The following is a 13885-nucleotide window of genomic DNA, read 5'->3' on the forward strand; positions in this document are numbered from 1 at the left end:
ATTTATTATTCAATAATATATTGATTTCTGCAATTGTAAACCCCAATTTATGAAATTTTTAGAGCAATACTTTATATAAAATTTATTATAGATTGAAATTCTGTAAGTTAAACAGCATAAATTTTTACTGGTTCCAATTGTGAATTTTATTATTTTTTATTCATTGAAAATGTTTACAAAAGTGTATTTATGTCAATTTTGTTGCTTGTGGTAACTATTACAAATGTGAATTTTGTGGATAAAATTATCTTTAACTGGGTTTCCCCCTTTTTTTGAGCGGTCAAGTAAAAAAAATGCCTGAAAAAATTATCTCCTGCTGGTTGGATTATTTAAAAGGAGGCAAAGCAGCGGGAGGTAATTTTTAATTCTCGAGGAAATTGATTTTTGTAATTTTTACCTGGCCTGTTTTTGGATTAAAGCATCGTATAAAATTTCAACGGGATGGAAAGCCCTCCGTCCTGTCCCATCTTTGATCTGATGGCGGCAGCTGGTGCCTTCAGCGGATATTAAAACATCCCCTGGGGTATTTCTGATTTCGGGAAACAGGACCATTTCTCCTATTTTCATGGATAATTCGTAATGTTCCTTTTCAAAACCAAATGATCCGGCCATGCCGCAACATCCAGATTTGATTTCCTCTACTTCGTAATTTCCGGGAAATGATAATATTTTCAGAGAAGCTGCTATAGATGCAACGGATTTTTGCTGACAATGTCCATGATATTTTATTTTTCTGGCTTCAGAGGTAAACTGCCCTTTCTGAATATGGCCCTTATCTATCTCAGAGGCTAAAAATTCATCTATCAGGAAAACATTTGTAGCCAACTGATTGGCAGTTTCCTGCAGCGCTTTTTCAACCAGGTCAGGATATTCGTCCCTGAATGAAAGAATTGCCGAAGGTTCGATTCCCAGCAAGGGGGTTTCGGCGGTAACCAGGTCTTTTAACAGCATGACATTTTTACTGGCAATTTTACGGGCCTTACGGATTAACCCCTTGGAAATGTATGCCCTTCCGCTTTCTATATGTTGGGGAATGACGACTTCATAGCCAAGCCTGTTGAGCAGTTTGATGGCTTTGATTCCAATTTCCGTATCATTGTAATTTGTAAATTCATCATTGAAGAGATAAACCTTGCCGTTGGGGTATTTCCCCCCCTGAGGATTAAGGCTATGTTTTGCCCACTTTCTCAAGCTTTCCTTTGAAAGTAAAGGCATAGTCCGTTGGGTAGCAAAGCCTAACATTTTTTTCAGCAGAGTGGAAACAGTCTGATGGGAAAGTACAAAATTTGTAACCGAAGGGAATATGGCTCCCCATGCATCTATTTTATCAATATTTGCAATAGCCCATGTTCTGAAAGGTATTCCGTTGGCATCATAATAATGCTGGAGAAATTCGGCCTTCATCTTGGCCATATCGACACTTGATGGACATTCCGACTTGCAGCCCTTGCACGAAAGGCATGTATCCATGATTTCATAAAGCTCTTTATGGTCAAACGGGTTTTCCTTGGGCGAAAGGGTCAAAAATTCCCGCAGCATATTGGAACGGGCACGGGTAGTATTCTTTTCATCATGGGTGGCCTGATAGCTGGGACACATGGTTCCCCCCATCAGCGAGGTTTTGCGGCAATCGGCTGATCCGTTGCATTTTTCGGCCATTCTTAAGATACCCATTGTTTGCGAAAAATCAAAAACAGTATCAATCTCACGGGTTTCCTGACCTGGGGCATACCTCAGGCTTGTGTTCATGGCCGGGGTATCTGTTATTTTATGGGCATTGAATATGTTTTCCGGATCCCAGGTGGCTTTAATGTTGCATAAAAGCCTGTAATTCTTTTCCCCGACCATCAGGGGAAGAAATTCTCCGCGCAACCGCCCGTCACCATGTTCACCGCTGATCGAGCCTTTATATTTCTTGACCAGCCTGGCTGTTTCCAGGGCAACGGTATGAAAGAGTTCAATATCCTTAGGGTCTTTTAAATTGAGTATAGGCCTGAGGTGCAATTCTCCGGTGGCTGCATGGCCGTAATAAACGCTGTGCAGTTTGTAACGGCTGAGCATTTCCTTGAATTCTTCTATATATTCAGGAAGGACCTGAGGATTGACGGCGGTGTCTTCGGTAACGGCAACAGGCTTGGCATCTCCCGGCATGTTCGAAAGCAAACCCAATCCGGCTTTACGCACGGCCCAAACCTTTTTTATGTCTGTCCCGTATATGATCGAATAATCATAGCCATACCCTGCTGCTTTTAAATCATTCTCTACCGCCTCTTTGATGTTTCCCAATTCCTCGCGGCTGTTGCGTGCAAACTCAATCAGCAAAAGTGCCCCGGGATCACCGTGAATGAAGAAACGGTTCGGTTTCTGGCCAATATTGTCTTTCGACAGATCCAGAACAAGCTTATCCATCATCTCAATTGCATCGGGATGATGTTGAAGTGCAAGCAGGTTAGCCCTCAGGGCTTCGTCCACCGAATGGCAGTGCACGCAAATCAAGCCTTTTTCTTTAGGGGGAAGCGGAAAAAGATTAAGTTTGATTTCAGTAAAAAAGGCCAGGGTACCTTCAGAACCCGCCAGTAATTTACAGAAATTGAAAGGCTGGCCGGAGCCGGTAAAAGGCTGTGTCTCCAGCAGAAGGTCAATGGCATATCCGTTGTTCCTGCGTTTCAGGTCAGGATCAGGATATTCCTTGCGTATCTCGGCCTGATTTTCGGGATCTGATAAAATATCACTGATATGTTGATAAATCTTGTTTTCCAATAAATTACCGGAACATTTCTGCTTAAATTCCTCAGGGGTCAGGGAAGAAAAGGTCACTTCCCTCCCATCACTCAGAACTGCCTTAATTTCAATGACATGATCCCTGGTACTTCCATAAATAATTGAATGGGCCCCGCAGGAATTGTTGCCGGTCATCCCTCCAATCATACAACGGTTGGAGGTTGAGGTTTCAGGGCCGAAAAACAGCCCGTAAGGCTGAAGGAAAAGATTCAGCTCATCCAAAACGACGCCGGGCTGGACTCTTACCCAATGTTCCTTTTCATTTACCTCAAGGATGCGGTTCATATATTTGGAGACATCCACCACTATTCCATTACCTACTACCTGCCCGGCCACAGAAGTACCTGCAGTACGCGGAATCAGCGTAAGGTGGTTAGCCGTCGCAAATTCTATGATTTTTTGAATATCTGCGGTTTTTTTGGGACGGATCACTGCAAGGGGAGTTTCTTTATAGGCTGAAGCATCGGTAGAGTACAATAGCCGCATAACATTGTCTTCAAACAGATCCCCCTCCAGGGATTTACGAAGTAAAGCAAGTTGATTTGAAAAAGTTTCTGATTGTCTCATGAAATCCAGATTTTTTACCTGCTTAAGCCGGAAATTTTTTTGTTATTATTTTTGGATTAAGTTCTTTTGCAAAGATAAAATAATTTAAAAATACAAAATGGTAAAAAATCATTGATAGAAATCATGAGTAAAATGGATGGGAATCATTTATTTTATATATTTTTATATTTTAACATAATTACACTTAATAACTTGATTTATAATGGATTTAATAAAAAGTATCAGAGAAAACGCCAAAAAACATAACAAAACTATTGTTTTGGCAGAAGGAAGCGAAGAACGCACGATTCAGGCGGCGGATATAGCTTTGAGGGACAAGCTCGCCCAGATCATCTTATTGGGCAGTAAGGATGAAATTATGAAGCAAGCTGCTAATTTTCACCTGGGAAATATTGAAAAAGCCACCATCATTGACCCTAAAACCGATTCAAAAAGAGAGAAATATGCTGATTTAATGGTCAAATTGCGCAAGAGCAAAGGCATGACCAAAGAGGAGGCTCTTGGTTTGCTGGATGATCCTTTGTATTTCGCCACGCTTGTTGTTAAAGCCGGAGATGCAGACGGTGAGGTTGCGGGAGCCATTAATGCTACCGGGGATGTATTGCGCCCTGCCTTTCAGTATGTAAAAACATTACCCGGCATCAGTGTGGTATCCGGTGCTTTTTTCATGATGTTAAAAGATCCTGATTATGGCGAAAACGGCATCATTGTTTTTGCAGATTGCGCTGTTATTCCTAATCCCAATTATAAAGAACTGGCCGAAATTGCTGTTACAACCGGGAAAACCACCAAGGCCATAGGAGGTTTTGAACCAAGAATTGCCATGTTAAGTTTTTCGACCAAGGGCAGTGCAAAAAATGAAATGGTTGATAAAGTGGTTAATGCCACCAAACTGGCCAAAGAGATGGATCCTACCCTGCTGATAGATGGCGAGCTTCAGGCTGATGCTGCCCTGGTGGACAAGGTTGGGAAACTGAAAGCTCCGGGAAGTCCCATTGCCGGTAAAGCCAATGTATTGATATTCCCTACCCTTGAAGTTGGAAATATTGCCTACAAGCTGGTTCAAAGATTGGCTCATGCCGAAGCTGTCGGTCCTGTTTTACAGGGTATGGCTGCTCCTATCAATGACCTCTCCAGAGGCTGTTCAGCCAACGATATCGTAAATATGATTGCCATTACAGCCAATCAGGCTGCAGGAAAATAACAGAAAAACTTGTAACCTCTTTGTCAAATTTTTATTAAAAACCATGCCGGAACTTTTAGAAGATTTCAGCCTGAGCAAACAGAACCACAAAAAAGGAAGTATCCAAAAAATCGGGATAGTCGGTTGTGGAAATGTCGGACAGGAAATAGCAAGGCTTCTTAGCCAATATGGCCTTGAAGTAATCTATATCGAAAAAAACACAGAACTGGTCGAGGAAGTCTTTGGAAAAATAAAAAAGCAACTGGATGAAGCCATTGATAAATGGGGGCTGACTGAGGGGGATAAAAGAGCTATACTCAGCCGGATCAAAGGTTCGACTGAGTATTCTTCTTTAAGCAACTGTGATCTGGTCATTGAAGCTATTTATTCGTATAAGACCGGCAGCAGTTTAGATGAAAGACGTGAGATTTTCAGGAATATAGAACAATACGTTTCTGAAGAAACGGTTATTTGTTCCAATTCTTCTACTTTGATGATCTCCGATATTGCTTCTTTCCTGCAACATCCCGAAAGATCCATGGGGCTGCATTTTCTTTCCCCCGAAACTACAGTAAAGATAGTGGAAGTAGTCAGAGGTTTAAACACCAATGATGAAACTTATGATTTCGTCTGCAAATTTGCCAAAATGATTGAAAAAAAGGTGATTACGGTAAATGAATCGCCAGGGAACATCAGTACAAGGTTGATTTGTACATTAATTAATGAAGCATGCGAAACCCTGATGGAAGGAGTTGCTTCCGTTCAGGATATTGACGATACCATGAAGCTTGGTTTTGGCCTGCAGGTTGGACCATTGGAGCTGGCCGACAAATTAGGGCTGGATAAAATCCTGAAATATATGGATAATCTTTATGCGGAGTTTGGATTGCAGAAATTCAAGGCCTCTCCTATAATCAAACGGCTGGTTCGTGCCAATCATCTGGGAAGAAAGACCCTCAAAGGTTTTTACAGTTATGACGGCGAAAGAAAAATTGGCGAAGCGATTTCCTGCCCTGAATACAAACTTTAATAAAATAACAGCGCAATATTTTGATGTTATTTTTATTTTTTTATATTTTTATCTCCATAAACACAATTTAATCCCGGCAATGTTATATCAAACCTAAAATACAAACCCAACTACTAACCTTATTGAAAGTATGAAAATTATTGTTATCAACTGTGGAAGTTCATCAATAAAATATCAGTTGTTCGATACCAAAAACCGTGAAGTACTTGCTAAAGGGATAATTGAAAAGATAGGATTACATGGTTCCTTTCTGAAAAATGAACGGAATGACGGGGACCAGGTTAAGCTCGAAGGAGAAATTATCGATCATCAGGCCGGAATTGAATATATGTTGGGGGTATTGTCCAGTGAAGCGCACGGCAGCATTAAGAAATTTGATGAGATCGATGCCGTGGGCCACCGTGTAGTGCATGGAGGAGAAAAATTCAATACCAGTGTCCTGATTACCGATGATGTCATCAGGAAAGTTGAAGAGTGCATTGACCTGGCACCTTTACATAATCCGCCCAATCTACGGGGGATTTTTGCCATGCAGACTTTACTCCCTAAAGTTCCACAGGTAGGGGTATTTGATACCGCTTTTCACCAAACAATGCCTGACATGGCTTATATGTATGCCATTCCCTATTCTTTATATAAAAAATATGGTTTAAGGCGTTATGGATTTCACGGTACCAGCCACCGTTATGTCTCCCAAAGGATTTGTGAGATTCTTGGAGTAGATATCAAAACCAAGCGCATCATTACCTGTCATCTGGGAAATGGGGCATCGGTTGCTGCCATAAAATATGGCGAGTCGGTGGATACTTCCATGGGGCTCACTCCCGTGGAAGGATTAATCATGGGTACCCGTACAGGTGATTTGGATCTGGGCGTTTTGACCTATATCATGGCCAGGGAGGAGATTAACATCAACACGGCCAATACGTTGATCAACAAACATAGCGGAATGCTCGGTATTTCAGGCGTTTCCTCAGATATGAGGGAAATTCAGGCTGCTGCTGAGCAGGGAAACCAAAGAGCACAACTTGCCCTGAATATGTTCCATTACCGGGTCAGAAAATATATCGGAGCCTACACCGCTGTTCTGGGCGGGGTGGATATTATAGTTTTCACCGGAGGAATCGGTGAAAACTCAGATATCTCCAGGGAACTTATTTGTAAAGATTTTGAGTATCTTGGACTGGAATTTGATCATGAGAAAAATAAAGGTGTAAGAGGGAAAGAAACGGTCATTAGTAAAAGTAACTCTAAAGTTGTTGCCGCCATAGTACCTACTAATGAAGAACTTATGATCGCCATGGATACCGAAAAAATTGTTAAAAGACTGTAGCTTGATGGAATTATTACATTTAGATCAATTAATGGATTTGGCAAAAGCCAGGCCATCAAAAAAGATAGCCGTAGTAGGGGCCGATGATCAACCCTCGCTTATTGCCATCCGGGATGTTGTTGAAGCAAAAATTGCAATTCCCGTTTTAATTGGGAATAAGGCCAATATTCAGGCAATGGCAAAGGAAATTGGGTTTACGGTTTCCGGTTTTGAAATCATCGATCAGCCGGATGTAGTCAAAGCATCCCGGCTGGCCATTGATTTGGTCAAAACCGGGAACGCCGATATTTTGATGAAAGGGATGTTGCAAACCGCCACTCTGCTGCATGCCGTTCTGAACGACGAATATGGAATCAGAAAAAAAAACATTGTCAACCATTTCGCCCTGTTTGAATCTCCCTATTATCATAAATTATTGGGTATTTCGGATGCCGCGATCAATATTTTGCCGCTTTTGGCCGATAAGGTAGAGATCATCAAAAATGCGGTGGAAATCTATCATAAGCTGGGTATTGAAAATCCCAAAATAGGCATTCTCAGCGCTTTGGAACTGGTGAATCCCAAGATGACTGCCACCGTTGATGCTGCATTGCTGACCATGATGAACCGCCGCAATCAAATTACAGGTTGTACCATTGATGGCCCTTTTGCCCTGGATAATGCCATATCAAAGGAAGCAGCCAGGCACAAAAATATTTCCGGAGAGGTTGCCGGAGATGTTGATATGCTTTTAACTCCCGATATAAACTGTGGTTCGATTTTATATAAAGCCATGGCTTTTCTGGGCGGTGCCAAACATGCCGGTATAGTTACCGGGGCTTCTGTGCCGGTAGTTCTCAACTCACGTGCGGATTCTTCTTTGACCAAACTTTTATCCGTTGCTCTTGCTGTGGCTTTGGCCTAGCGATTAATCAAATAATTGTTGCTCTATGGATTACAGAAAGGTGCTTGTCATAAACCCCGGATCAACATCAACCAAAATAGCCGTCTATGATGAGACGCATTCTTTATTCCTGAAAACTATAAGGCATTCCGTTGATGAATTAAAAAATTTCAACAGGGTGACCGAGCAGTTTGCTTTCCGTAAACAAATTATCTTAAGCGAACTTGAAAATGCAGAAATAGACCTTAATCAGATTTGCGTAATTGTTGGCCGGGGCGGTTTGGTTAAGCCTCTGGAATCAGGTATTTACGAAGTCAATGACAGATTAAGGGAAGATTTGATGCGGGGTGTGCAGGGAGAACATGCTTCTAACCTGGGCGGATTGATTGCTTATGAAATTGCCAGTAGCCTGCCCCATGCAACAGCTTATATTGCTGATCCGGTTGTGGTAGATGAACTCCAGGATGTAGCCCGGATCAGCGGACATCCAAAATTTACCAGGAAATCCGTATTCCACGCCCTCAATCAAAAGGCAGTGGCCCGTTCTTATGCCGACCATACCCATAAAAAATATGAAGAGCTCAACCTGATCGTGGCCCATCTGGGCGGTGGAATTTCCGTAGGTGCCCATAACCACGGGAAAGTAATTGATGTAAATCAGGCCCTTGACGGGGAAGGGCCCTTTACTCCCGAACGTTCCGGCACCCTTCCCGTAGGAGCTTTAACCGATCTGTGTTTCAGTGGGACTTTCAGTCATGATGAAGTGCGGAAAATGATTACCGGCAAAGGCGGTTATGTCGCCTATATGGGAACCAACAATGCCTATGAGGTGGAAGTGATGGCCCAAAATGGAAATGCTTTTGCTCAACTTATTCAAAATGCTTTGGCCTATCAGGTTGCTAAAGAAATCGGGTCCATGAGTGCAGTATTAAAAGGAGAGGTAGATGCGATTATCCTTACCGGTGGCATTGCACACAATAATTCCATTGTCGAATACATAAAACAGATGATCTCTTTCATTGCTCCCGTGATTGTATACCCCGGTGAAGATGAAATGAAAGCCCTGGCCATGAATGGCTTTATGGTTTTGAGTGGAAAACTTCATTGTAAAGAATATAAATGATTGGATTTATGCTGGCTGAAAAAAAAATATACGACCTCTCCTACCTTGAGAGTTTATCCGGTGGTGATCAGGAATTTACACTCGATATGCTCAGGGAATTCATTCATAATACCCCCGATTCCGTTCAAAAAATAAAAAATTGTACTCAAGAGCAGAATTGGAAACAACTTAGCTTCGAAGTACACAAATTTATCCCCACCCTTGCCTTTGTCGGATTTACAAACCTAAACGAAGAACTCGACCAGATTTACCGGAAAGCCTCTTCCGATTCAAATACTGAAGCTATCCCTGACCTGATACAAACAGTTGAAAAAAGATGTAAAAATTTATTGGATTGTTTACAGGCTGATTTTATTTTGTAATATAATTTATTTTATTCTTAGCAACTATTCATAAGGCAGAACGTAAGACTTACAGTTAAAATCAAGAAATTGGGAAATGAAAATATTAATTTGTGAAGACGACATAATGACCCTTAAAGCTTTGGAACACAGGCTTAAAAAAGAAGGTTATGAAACAATCACAGCAGCTGACGGAAAACAAGCATCTGAATTATTGCAAAATAATCCTGAGATAAATTTCCTCCTCACTGATATACACGTTCCTTATATAAGTGGCCTTGAATTAATCAGCCTGGTCAGGGACAAGCTGAAAAAACAGATACCCATTGTGGTGTTGACCAGGGTGGGACTTGAAGATGTCGTACTTCGGGCATTTGAAATGGGGGCCGATGATTATATCGTGAAACCCTTTAGTCCCGATGAATTATCCCTGAGGATCAAACGTCAGGTAATCAAAAACAATTTGTGATATCTTGCCTTCGACTCCGCTCAGGCAACTGATTTAAAAGGTGTTGAACAATTATGGTGGCTGAAGGGAGCCGAAACATCCAGAAAATAAAAAAATAAGTATTCCTTAAAATATTTACCTTTGAGGTTAAATTTGAAGTTAAAATTTAATTGCCGCATCAATATGAAGTATTTAAGTCGTTTTATTCTTTGGTTATCCGGATGGAAAGCAGAAGGAAAATTTCCTGAGGCGAAAAAATTTATAGTAGTCTGTGCCCCTCACACATCCATGTGGGATTTTGTAATCGGGCGTTTATATTATTTTTCCGTGGGGCTGAAGCCTTGCATCATGATCAAAAAGGAATTGTTCTTTTTCCCTTTAGGTGGAATTTTAAGATGGTTGGGAGCTATTCCTGTTGAGCGATTTAAAAAAACAAATATTGTTGATCAGGTGGTTGAACAGATCAATAAATCTGATAGGTTTGTACTGACAATTACTCCTGAAGGAACCAGGAGAAAAGTGAAAAAATGGAAAACGGGATTTTACCAAATTGCAACCAAGGCCAATATTCCTATTTTGTGCGGATATTTCGATTATAAGCGTAAAGTAATTGGTATCGGAGATTTATACTATCTTACTGAAGATGTGGAACATGAAATGAGGAAAGCCAAGTTGTATTTCAAAGATATTCATCCCCGTCATCCCGAAAAGTTTACAATTGGTGATGTTCAATGATTTAAGCAGTAACCAACAAAAAAACCGACATTGAAAACAATGGCGGTTTTTTTGTTGTCTTAAAGTATTATATTAATGACATCCGCAGTCGCAACCGCCATCATTGCAATCCCCTTCGGATTCGCAGCAGGAATGATGCAGTCCTTGTGCTAATTCATCTGTAGTTGCCTCCCTTACGTCAAATACATTTCCGGCAAAAAACAAGTTGGTGCCGGCCAGTGGATGGTTAAAATCCATTTTTACAGCCGTATCATTAATTTCAAGAACTTTACCGTTGAGCTTGTTTCCCTGGTTGTCCTGCATAGGAATATTATTCCCGATTTTCAGAATAGAGTCTTCAATTTTCCCGTCAACCATAAACACGTTTTTGGGAACCTCAATTATGGCCGTTTCATCATATTCTCCATAAGCATCGGCACTTTTTAAAGTAAATTCGAACGAATCTCCCTTCTTCAATCCATCCAGGTTTGATTCAAATTTAGGCAGTAAATAACCTGCACCAAAAATGAAATTAAGAGGATTGTCTTCTTTTACAATTTCTATGACCTTACCGGTATTATTTTCAGCTCTCAGCTCATAGGTTAAGGAAATAACTTTGTCCTTGGAAACATTCATAGTAAAGATGATTTTAAATAAATAATTATAAATCAATAAATTAAACCAAAACTGGTTTAATTATAATTTTACAAAGATAATCAGTTTTGAAAGTTTTACAATCCTCAGAATAAATTTACCTGTAATACTTTGAGTTAGGATGGTCATCTTAAAAAAAATGAAAATTATCTTGTTTTTTTATAATTATTCATCATATTTGCGGACATAAAATTTATTGTAATTCTAAATAAATAGTAATTCAAAATGAAAGGTAAAGTTAAATGGTTTAATGCAGCCAAAGGCTACGGTTTTATTCAAAGCGACGAAGGTAATGATGTATTTGTTCATTATACCGGTATAGTAAAAGATGGTTACAAAAAACTTCTGGCAGGTCAGGAAGTTTCATTTGAAATTACTGATGGCGACAAAGGCCCTCAGGCAACTAATGTAACCGTAGTTGAAGAATAATATAGCATTTTATAGATTTATGCAAAAAGGGATGCCTTAGGGTATCCCTTTTCTCTTTCTAACCGGTTCATCCGCAATGTCCTAAAACATAAACCCAAACCTGATAACCGGGCTGGAATATGGTGAATTCACACCTTCAGTTAGGTTCCACAAAATAAGGATATTAAAGGAAGACCTTTCTCCTATCGGCTGTTTGATCCCCAGCCCGGCCAAAAAGTTGTTTGAGATAAAACGCCCCTGGCTGTCGACCGGATAATTCCCGAAAATTCTTTTATCCAGACTAAGTGCTTCATACTCACTGTGTAAATATATTCCGCTATTCGTATTTAATGGAAGGATTTTGCTAATATCTTTAATAACAGTATAATTCGCAAACAGATTGCCTCCGTATATGCAGGTTTCTAAATGATCGTATGAATCATGGTAATATTCATATTTAACCCCAACTCCTGCCGATAGTCTCGGTGTAAGCCGGTATCCGACCAATGGTGATATATCGATGTCGGTTACGGTGCCAAGTTGCAATCCGAGATTACCTCCCCAAAACAACCGCTGCCATGGTGTCGGTTTTTCTCCTGATTGAGAAAAGGCCGAAGGCATCAAAATGAAAAGAAAAATTATCAAAACAATTTTGTCTCTACGCAATTTCATATCTTTATGATTTAAATGAACAAAAGCCAATCATAAGGCTATATAATTTACAAATATACATAATTATAACTTTGTATCTGATAAGCGGGAAATAGACGGAAATATTATGTTCATTTATAAATAATGTTCCCGGAATTTTAAAATTTGATCAAATGAATATTGTCATTACCGGAGCAGGGAAAGGCCTGGGTCTTGAAATCACAAAACAGTTTTTTGAAGAAAAAGGCCACACTATACTGGCTGTTTCCAGGCATATAGAACAGTTGTGCCAGTTAAAAGAAGACAAAAACATGATGGGGCATTCCGAATTACAGCCCATGGCTTTTGACCTGGAAAACATTCTGAAAACTGATTCCGGTTTAACAACAAGAATTGTTTCTAAATTGAAACATATTGATATTCTGATCAATAATGCCGGTTTATTGATCAAAAAAGATTTTGAACAATTTACCGATGATGAAATCTATAAAATATTTTCGGTCAACTTTTTTTCCGCATCCAGGTTAACAGCCGGCTTAATACCTTATATGGGGAAAATCAGCCGCTCACATGTGATTAATATCAGCAGCATGGGCGGATTTCAGGGAAGTGCAAAATTCAAAGGCCTTTCAATCTACAGTGCCTCTAAGGCTGCACTTGCTGTGCTTACCGAATGCCTGGCCGAAGAATATAAAGATAAAAACATATCCTTCAACAGCCTTGCATTAGGCTCTGTCAAAACAGAAATGTTTGCTGCAGCCTTTCCCGGGTATAATGCCCAGGTAAGTGCAAAAGAAATGGCTGCATTCATTGCAGGTTTTGCAGCCAATGGAAATAAATACTTCAATGGAAAGATAATTCCTGTCTCACTTTCAACACCTTAAAGAAGGTTATTTCATGTAATTTGATGGATCAAGGGCTTTAACGGTCCAATCTTTAAGGAAAATGACAAATTTTTCTTCGGAATAACCACCTTTGCCATCTTCCAGGAATCCCGTATCCTGAGTGTGTAATCTTTTCCCATTTTTATCAAGAACCACCAGTACAGGGAATCCAAAGCGCTGTGGATATTCAAGCCTGGCTAATACAGGCAGGTTTTTGTTTTCTTTGCTGTAATTGATTTTGATCCAGATGTAATCGGCTTTAACCATGGAATCCACTTTAACATCCGAATTAATGAATTTATGCATCTTCAAGCACCAGGGACACCAATTTCCTCCAACTTGAATCAACACATGTTTATTCATTTTGGCAGCCGATTTTATTGCAGCATTTAAATCGGCTTCAGCATTGGCCTGAGGATTATAAATAGGTTTATTCTCAACTGCCTGGGCCATTAAACTGGTGGTTGACAATGCAAGGGCTGCTACAATCAATATTAAATTTTTCATCAGCTATGTAAATTTAAATGTGGTTTGAATATAATATGCAGGAATTAAATAAACAATCCCATTAAAAAAAAGTTTTTCTGTTTAATTTCTTTAAAAATTGTTTTTTATCACTATTATTTACAGGAAAAAACGGCATAAAGAAACGAATAAAATATGAATTATTTTCCAAGGGTTTCCTATATTTACTACCAAATTTGAAGAAAAACTTTTTAAGCGGAACAGGTTAATAATCATGAGATTATATTTATTTCTGGTTTTGATCCTCTTATTAATTTTAACGAAAAGATTTTCAAATATTTTGCAGAATGATGAATAATCCATTTCACTTCTTTTTTAAAAAAAACAGTAAAACGGACTATATAAATATGGACCGGTATA

The 13885-nt window shown here is 39.7% G+C and carries 14 protein-coding genes; 10 read left to right on the plus strand and 4 right to left on the minus strand.

Annotated features, from left to right (window positions below):
• Positions 1 to 393 precede the first annotated feature (393 nt).
• Positions 394 to 3348 (minus strand): FAD-linked oxidase C-terminal domain-containing protein, encoded by a 2955-nt coding sequence (locus Q8907_05420; GenBank protein ID MDP4273704.1) that lies wholly within the window; start codon positions 3346 to 3348, stop codon positions 394 to 396.
• 202 nt (positions 3349 to 3550) lie between these two features.
• On the opposite strand from Q8907_05420, the gene pta reads away from it, so the two are divergent.
• From pta to Q8907_05460, 8 genes are all read left to right on the plus strand, one after another.
• A complete protein-coding gene (gene pta, locus Q8907_05425; protein ID MDP4273705.1) occupies positions 3551 to 4552 on the plus strand; it encodes a phosphate acetyltransferase in 1002 nt (333 codons plus the stop codon).
• A gap of 43 nt (positions 4553 to 4595) precedes the next feature.
• A complete protein-coding gene (locus Q8907_05430) occupies positions 4596 to 5561 on the plus strand; it encodes a 3-hydroxyacyl-CoA dehydrogenase NAD-binding domain-containing protein (GenBank protein MDP4273706.1) in 966 nt (321 codons plus the stop codon).
• 130 nt (positions 5562 to 5691) lie between these two features.
• Positions 5692 to 6894 (plus strand): acetate kinase, encoded by a 1203-nt coding sequence (locus tag Q8907_05435; GenBank protein MDP4273707.1) that lies wholly within the window; start codon positions 5692 to 5694, stop codon positions 6892 to 6894.
• 4 nt (positions 6895 to 6898) lie between these two features.
• Positions 6899 to 7798: a bifunctional enoyl-CoA hydratase/phosphate acetyltransferase gene (locus Q8907_05440; protein ID MDP4273708.1), complete on the plus strand. Its 900-nt coding sequence runs from the start codon at positions 6899 to 6901 to the stop codon at positions 7796 to 7798.
• A 25-nt stretch (positions 7799 to 7823) separates the two neighbouring features.
• On the plus strand, positions 7824 to 8900 hold the full coding sequence (buk, locus tag Q8907_05445) for a butyrate kinase (GenBank protein ID MDP4273709.1): 1077 nt from the start codon (positions 7824 to 7826) through the stop codon (positions 8898 to 8900).
• An 8-nt stretch (positions 8901 to 8908) separates the two neighbouring features.
• Positions 8909 to 9262 (plus strand): Hpt domain-containing protein, encoded by a 354-nt coding sequence (locus Q8907_05450; GenBank protein ID MDP4273710.1) that lies wholly within the window; start codon positions 8909 to 8911, stop codon positions 9260 to 9262.
• Positions 9263 to 9338: 76 nt separating this feature from the next.
• Positions 9339 to 9710, plus strand: coding sequence for a response regulator transcription factor (locus tag Q8907_05455; protein ID MDP4273711.1), 372 nt, complete (start codon positions 9339 to 9341; stop codon positions 9708 to 9710).
• A 162-nt stretch (positions 9711 to 9872) separates the two neighbouring features.
• Positions 9873 to 10424 carry a lysophospholipid acyltransferase family protein gene (locus Q8907_05460; protein ID MDP4273712.1) on the plus strand — a complete coding sequence of 184 codons (552 nt, stop codon included), beginning with the start codon at positions 9873 to 9875 and terminating at the stop codon, positions 10422 to 10424.
• Positions 10425 to 10496: 72 nt separating this feature from the next.
• Here the strand turns inward: Q8907_05460 and Q8907_05465 are convergent, their stop codons facing one another.
• Entirely contained in the window at positions 10497 to 11039 is a 543-nt protein-coding gene (locus Q8907_05465) for a peptidylprolyl isomerase (protein ID MDP4273713.1), read from the minus strand.
• A 243-nt stretch (positions 11040 to 11282) separates the two neighbouring features.
• On the opposite strand from Q8907_05465, the gene Q8907_05470 reads away from it, so the two are divergent.
• Positions 11283 to 11486, plus strand: coding sequence for a cold shock domain-containing protein (locus Q8907_05470; protein ID MDP4273714.1), 204 nt, complete (start codon positions 11283 to 11285; stop codon positions 11484 to 11486).
• Positions 11487 to 11567: 81 nt separating this feature from the next.
• Here Q8907_05470 and Q8907_05475 read toward each other — a convergent pair whose 3' ends face one another.
• On the minus strand, positions 11568 to 12137 hold the full coding sequence (locus tag Q8907_05475) for a hypothetical protein (GenBank protein ID MDP4273715.1): 570 nt from the start codon (positions 12135 to 12137) through the stop codon (positions 11568 to 11570).
• A 152-nt stretch (positions 12138 to 12289) separates the two neighbouring features.
• Between Q8907_05475 and Q8907_05480 the strand changes: the two genes are divergently transcribed.
• Positions 12290 to 13000 (plus strand): SDR family NAD(P)-dependent oxidoreductase, encoded by a 711-nt coding sequence (locus Q8907_05480; GenBank protein ID MDP4273716.1) that lies wholly within the window; start codon positions 12290 to 12292, stop codon positions 12998 to 13000.
• Between the two features lie 6 nt (positions 13001 to 13006).
• On the opposite strand, the gene Q8907_05485 is transcribed toward Q8907_05480, so the two are convergent.
• On the minus strand, positions 13007 to 13507 hold the full coding sequence (locus Q8907_05485) for a thioredoxin family protein (protein MDP4273717.1): 501 nt from the start codon (positions 13505 to 13507) through the stop codon (positions 13007 to 13009).
• Positions 13508 to 13885 lie beyond the last annotated feature (378 nt).

The sequence above is a fragment of the Bacteroidota bacterium genome (assembly GCA_030706565.1).
Classification (GTDB): Bacteria; Bacteroidota; Bacteroidia; order Bacteroidales; family JAUZOH01; genus JAUZOH01.

Coding starts and splice junctions, on each gene's coding strand:
- Q8907_05455 (MDP4273711.1), top strand. CDS start 9,339: ATGAAAATATTAATTTGTGAAGACGACATAATGACCCTTAAAGCTTTG.
- Q8907_05435 (MDP4273707.1), top strand. CDS start 5,692: ATGAAAATTATTGTTATCAACTGTGGAAGTTCATCAATAAAATATCAG.
- Q8907_05475 (MDP4273715.1), bottom strand. CDS start 12,137: ATGAAATTGCGTAGAGACAAAATTGTTTTGATAATTTTTCTTTTCATT.
- Q8907_05450 (MDP4273710.1), top strand. CDS start 8,909: ATGCTGGCTGAAAAAAAAATATACGACCTCTCCTACCTTGAGAGTTTA.
- Q8907_05465 (MDP4273713.1), bottom strand. CDS start 11,039: ATGAATGTTTCCAAGGACAAAGTTATTTCCTTAACCTATGAGCTGAGA.
- Q8907_05460 (MDP4273712.1), top strand. CDS start 9,873: ATGAAGTATTTAAGTCGTTTTATTCTTTGGTTATCCGGATGGAAAGCA.
- Q8907_05480 (MDP4273716.1), top strand. CDS start 12,290: ATGAATATTGTCATTACCGGAGCAGGGAAAGGCCTGGGTCTTGAAATC.
- buk (MDP4273709.1), top strand. CDS start 7,824: ATGGATTACAGAAAGGTGCTTGTCATAAACCCCGGATCAACATCAACC.
- Q8907_05420 (MDP4273704.1), bottom strand. CDS start 3,348: ATGAGACAATCAGAAACTTTTTCAAATCAACTTGCTTTACTTCGTAAA.
- Q8907_05440 (MDP4273708.1), top strand. CDS start 6,899: ATGGAATTATTACATTTAGATCAATTAATGGATTTGGCAAAAGCCAGG.
- Q8907_05430 (MDP4273706.1), top strand. CDS start 4,596: ATGCCGGAACTTTTAGAAGATTTCAGCCTGAGCAAACAGAACCACAAA.
- pta (MDP4273705.1), top strand. CDS start 3,551: ATGGATTTAATAAAAAGTATCAGAGAAAACGCCAAAAAACATAACAAA.
- Q8907_05470 (MDP4273714.1), top strand. CDS start 11,283: ATGAAAGGTAAAGTTAAATGGTTTAATGCAGCCAAAGGCTACGGTTTT.
- Q8907_05485 (MDP4273717.1), bottom strand. CDS start 13,507: ATGAAAAATTTAATATTGATTGTAGCAGCCCTTGCATTGTCAACCACC.